Below are 4,295 nucleotides of genomic sequence, written 5' to 3'. Positions count from 1 at the left end.
GTGTAGAAAGTTACTAACACATTCAAATCAATGCATATTCCAAGCTTTAGTATTTTCTGTTACGGGGCAATAAGGTGCAATGTTATCTTTTGTTAAAAACCTTGGTGGATCTTTCTTTGGAAATATTAGTTTTGGGGAAATATAGTAAGGTATCTAAAAAAGAACAAGGTATAAAAAGATGTACCTATATAAACCAAAAATTTAGTTGAGCTGGATAATAAAAAAAGGTAGGAGATTTAAATGGAGACGAAACAAGATAATCTTATTTACGTATGGGATGCATATTGTGGATGGTGCTATGGTTTTTCAGAAAGTATTAAAGGATTTTACAAAAACCACACTGAAGTACCATTAACGGTTTTATGTGGAGGGTTATTTTTAGATAATTTACCAATGAAAAACTTCTCATATATAGAAGAAGGAAATAAAAGAATTAATCAACTTACAGGTGCTGAATTTGGTCCTTCATATCAAAAATTGGTGGAGGAAGGGACTTTTAAAATGAATTCGAAAGATGCTGCAATTGGCTTTTCAGCTTTACGCTCATTAGCGCCAGACCGTTTATTAGAATTCACTTCGGCTATGCAAAAAGCGTTTTATTATGAGGGCCAAAGTCTGAGTGATCCTGAAACATATCGCAAAATTGCAATCGAGCATGGTTTGGACCCTGAACAAGTATTAGAACGTTTAAACGCTCAAGAAACAATAATAGATGTCCAAAATGATTTCAATAAAGTTCGACAGCTTGGTGTTAATAGCTATCCTTCATTACTTTTACAAAAGGATAATCAAATTATTCCTATTGGTGGTGGCGTAATGACACCGGATAAAATTGAAGCGCGTTTTAAAAATTTATATTAAGAAAATTTAGGATACAGTAGCAAACATGTTATCTTAGACCACCTGACGTTGATCTCCGGAATATTCGCTAGTACTATTACACTTTCAGATAAATGGGAGTGGGAGATTTTATCGGAACAAGATAAAAATATGATAATTAGTTAATAACTTTAACAAAAGGAGAATAACATACTATGTTTAAAACAATCGATACAAATCAAAAAGATGTGAAATTAACGGTGTTTAGTTCGGACGAAAAAAGCTTTATGGTCACAGCAACATTAGTTGAGAAAGCAGGACATGCATTTTTAATAAACTCAAAATTTACTCAATCTGATTCGAAAGAAATTGTTGAGTATCTGAAAAAAAACAACTTATCTCTAGATAAAATCTTTATTATTCATGGGGATCCAGACTACTACTTTGGATTAGAGAGCATTAAAGCCGTTTACCCAGAAGCTATAGCGTATGCAACAGAGTCTACTGTTGAACATATCGTTCATTCTGTCTTAGGGAAATTAAAAGTTTGGAAAGACGCCCTTGGAGAAAATGCACCAAGTAACGTGGTATTACCTCAAATGTTTAAAGAAAAAGCGATTGATTTTCAGGGGTTAACATTTGAACTAGTAGGCTTAGATCATTACAGAACTAGCCTATTTAATAAAGAACTAAAAGTATTAATTGGTGGTATTGATGTATTTAACGAAATACATGTATTCTTAGCGGATACGAACTCAAAAGCGGCTATGGAGGCATGGGTTGAGAACTTGAAAGTATTACAAGCATTACATGCTGACATAATTGTGCCTAGCCATGGATCAATCGAAAAATCCCTAAATAATCAAGCACTTACTGCGACAATGGATTATCTAAGAACGGCGGTTCAAGCTTCTGAGGAAAGTGGAACTTCAAAAGATTTTGTGGCAAAACTTGAAGCAGCATATCCAGGCTATGCAAATAAAGGTGTATTAGAATTAAGTGCAAAAGTTGTAACAAAAGAAATACCTTGGGGTTAATGATATGAATAAATATCAAAAACTATTACATGAAACGTATGTGTTAACTGGCGAAGGGAAATTGGATGCGTTCAAAACGTATTTAAGTGAAAATGTATCTTGGACAGAAGCTGCTGGGTTTCCATATGCAGGTACTTATATAGGTCCAGATGAAGTAGTGAAAAACGTACATGAACGTCTTGGCACGGAATGGGATGACTATAGTGCTAAAGATGAAATTTATACTTTTAATAACAATACTGTTATCGTGTATGGAAAATATAGTGGAACATATAAAGCTACAGGGAAGTCATTTGTAGCAGATTTTTGTCATCTTTATAAGTTTGATGAGAACGATAAGGTTAAGAAGTTTATTCAAATTGTGGACAGTGCAACTGTTAATGAGGTATTAAGTTAGAGTTAATCGTTTCTAATATGCCTTGTATAGGGGGAGGTTAGGATAAATGAAATTCCTAACATTACCCCTGACATTACATTTTGGGGAAGGTTTCTCCTTCTTCAAGCTTTTTATAGAAGAAAACTTATTTAAGTAGAAGAGGTAGGTATATATGAAATTAGAGAAAAGTTTAATAGTAATAATTATTTCTGTGTTTATTTTAGGAATTGTATCGACTTTGATATTTCAAGCTTCCACCGGTAATAACAAAGGGAACTCAATAAAGAGCGAAAATGTCGCTTCTGTATCAAAAGAAGTAAAAGAAAATGAAAAGAATAAAAAGATGGTAGTTGATTTCTATAATGAAGTTTTTAACAAACATAATATCGATATTATCCCTAAATATGTTAGTGAAGATTATAAGCAACATAATCCTTTTGTTGCTGATGGACGAAAAGCCTTCATGGATTTCTTTAAGGAGGATTTTGTTAAAAATCCTAATTCCTCTGCAGAGATTAAACGTGTAGTAGCTGAAGGGGATACAGTTGCTCTTCATGTACATTCTCGTACTAATTCTCAAGATAAGGGAGTTGCTATAGTGGATATATTTCGTATCAAGGATGGAAAGATTGTCGAACACTGGGATGTAATTCAAGAGATTCCAAGTGAAGCAGCTAATGATAATACGATGTTTTAGATAGAAGATATATTTAATAATTGTTTAATTGATAGTGCTTTGTAGAATTTAGAAATTTAGATAAGTAAAGGAGATGTCCCAGTACCATGCCTGGGACATCTCCTTTTTGTTGTAACGATATTTAATTTATTGTTATTTGTATTTTTTTATGTACTACTATTCAAGTACATATCATTTTAGGCGGTTTTCTTTTATCCCGCATTAACGGGCAGTAAGATCCCCATCTCAAAATTCAGCGAAAGCAAAGAAATTAGGTGGGGGGCGGGCTGATTAAAGTTTCACTTTATGCTTCTATATCTTTTCCCTCTTCTACACCAGCAAAAGCAAATCAGATAAAAATGTAGGGCTTAAGTAACTAAAATAAAGAAAAAGCCATACAAGTAGTATGACTTTTTTATGAAACAATTAAGCTTTTGGCGCAGGTGGTCTTCCGTGGTCGTAAGCAGGTGCACCAGTATTACCATCAGCTATACCCCAAGGCTCCCCGTGTGTGTAAGATGAAGACCACCCTTCTCCATGTGTATATTCTGGAGAAGTACCAATATGCCCATCACTAAATGCTAAATCAGGTCTTTGTGGTGCAGGTGTGTCACCTTTGTTTAATGCCGAAAATTCTAAGTTGTTACTTATACCAAAAGTCATAATTCCAGCTAACGTTAAACCTGCTATTGCTAATCCAAACTTTTTCATTACTTTAACGCCCCTTTAGCTAATAGTTTTTTCTTTGCTTCATTACTCATATAAAAATATTTACTAGCCTTCACATGATGTTCCTCTGCATAAAATTTATTCGCTAATCGTTCTGCATATTCTTCAATGCAATCCCATAACTCTTCTTTTTTAAAGTATGAAACTCCTGCTAATAAAACAGCTTCTAATTCTGTAGTGTTAGACGTGTTGTTCAATTTTTCTAAAATTTTAAAGCGATATTGATATTCTTTATTTGCTAATTCATTGCAAATGTTTAAGCCTTTTTCGATGAGTTGAGATGCTACTGCCGTTTCGCCTAATTTTAAATTTTCATCTGCTTGTAAATATAGGGCTTTAAAGTGATTTGGTATATTTTCTGTAACCTCTGATAAGTGACGAATTGCTAAAGAGGATAGATTTTGATTTGCATATAATAGTCCGATGTTATTTCTAACACGTAGTAACAATGTTCTTTCATTTTTACTTTTTAGAATATCTATGGCAGTGTTAAAACTTTCTTCGGCTTGTTCAAATTGCCTTAAATCTATACAAGCTAATCCAAAAACATTGTCACATAATGCTACATTAATTTTATAGCTTGTGTGTTTAGAGAAAATATCTTTAGCTATTCGTATGTAATCAATAGCTAAAAGCGGTTTATAGATTTGATAATAAA

At 33.2% G+C, this 4,295-nt stretch carries 5 protein-coding genes and 1 pseudogene; 4 read left to right on the top strand and 2 right to left on the bottom strand.

Annotation, left to right across the window (positions count from 1 at the left end):
• The first annotated feature begins 240 nt into the window (after positions 1-240).
• The 4 genes from ABWK52_RS27320 to ABWK52_RS27305 all read left to right on the top strand — a co-directional run bounded on the left by ABWK52_RS27320 (position 241) and on the right by ABWK52_RS27305 (position 2,929).
• The gene (locus ABWK52_RS27320; RefSeq protein ID WP_000448622.1) at positions 241-861 is read left to right on the top strand and encodes a DsbA family protein; all 621 of its coding nucleotides are present in this window, start codon (positions 241-243) and stop codon (positions 859-861) included.
• Positions 862-1,034: 173 nt separating this feature from the next.
• Positions 1,035-1,856, top strand: coding sequence for a cytoplasmic protein (locus ABWK52_RS27315; protein ID WP_218272434.1), 822 nt, complete (start codon positions 1,035-1,037; stop codon positions 1,854-1,856).
• 4 nt (positions 1,857-1,860) lie between these two features.
• Positions 1,861-2,253, top strand: coding sequence for a nuclear transport factor 2 family protein (locus ABWK52_RS27310; protein ID WP_001046367.1), 393 nt, complete (start codon positions 1,861-1,863; stop codon positions 2,251-2,253).
• Between the two features lie 151 nt (positions 2,254-2,404).
• A complete protein-coding gene (locus ABWK52_RS27305) occupies positions 2,405-2,929 on the top strand; it encodes a nuclear transport factor 2 family protein (RefSeq protein WP_000764219.1) in 525 nt (174 codons plus the stop codon).
• A gap of 405 nt (positions 2,930-3,334) precedes the next feature.
• Here the strand turns inward: ABWK52_RS27305 and ABWK52_RS27300 are convergent, their stop codons facing one another.
• Together ABWK52_RS27300 and ABWK52_RS27295 are read right to left on the bottom strand one after the other, a co-directional pair.
• Entirely contained in the window at positions 3,335-3,619 is a 285-nt protein-coding gene (locus ABWK52_RS27300; RefSeq protein ID WP_000713272.1) for a hypothetical protein, read from the bottom strand.
• Positions 3,619-4,295 (bottom strand): annotated as a pseudogene (locus tag ABWK52_RS27295) (hypothetical protein); the annotation flags it as partial. The gene ABWK52_RS27300 and the pseudogene ABWK52_RS27295, both read right to left, overlap by 1 nt.

Origin of the sequence: Bacillus sp. AP50, from assembly GCF_040492675.1 — a bacterium.
In the GTDB taxonomy this organism is placed as follows: domain Bacteria; phylum Bacillota; class Bacilli; order Bacillales; family Bacillaceae_G; genus Bacillus_A; species Bacillus_A cereus.
This window is presented reverse-complemented; position numbering and strand designations above follow the sequence as displayed.

Bases quoted from the DNA above. Each gene is read 5' to 3' on its own strand.
- ABWK52_RS27315 (WP_218272434.1), top strand. From the start codon at position 1,035: ATGTTTAAAACAATCGATACAAATCAAAAAGATGTGAAATTAACGGTG.
- ABWK52_RS27300 (WP_000713272.1), bottom strand. From the start codon at position 3,619: ATGAAAAAGTTTGGATTAGCAATAGCAGGTTTAACGTTAGCTGGAATT.
- ABWK52_RS27310 (WP_001046367.1), top strand. From the start codon at position 1,861: ATGAATAAATATCAAAAACTATTACATGAAACGTATGTGTTAACTGGC.
- ABWK52_RS27320 (WP_000448622.1), top strand. From the start codon at position 241: ATGGAGACGAAACAAGATAATCTTATTTACGTATGGGATGCATATTGT.
- ABWK52_RS27305 (WP_000764219.1), top strand. From the start codon at position 2,405: ATGAAATTAGAGAAAAGTTTAATAGTAATAATTATTTCTGTGTTTATT.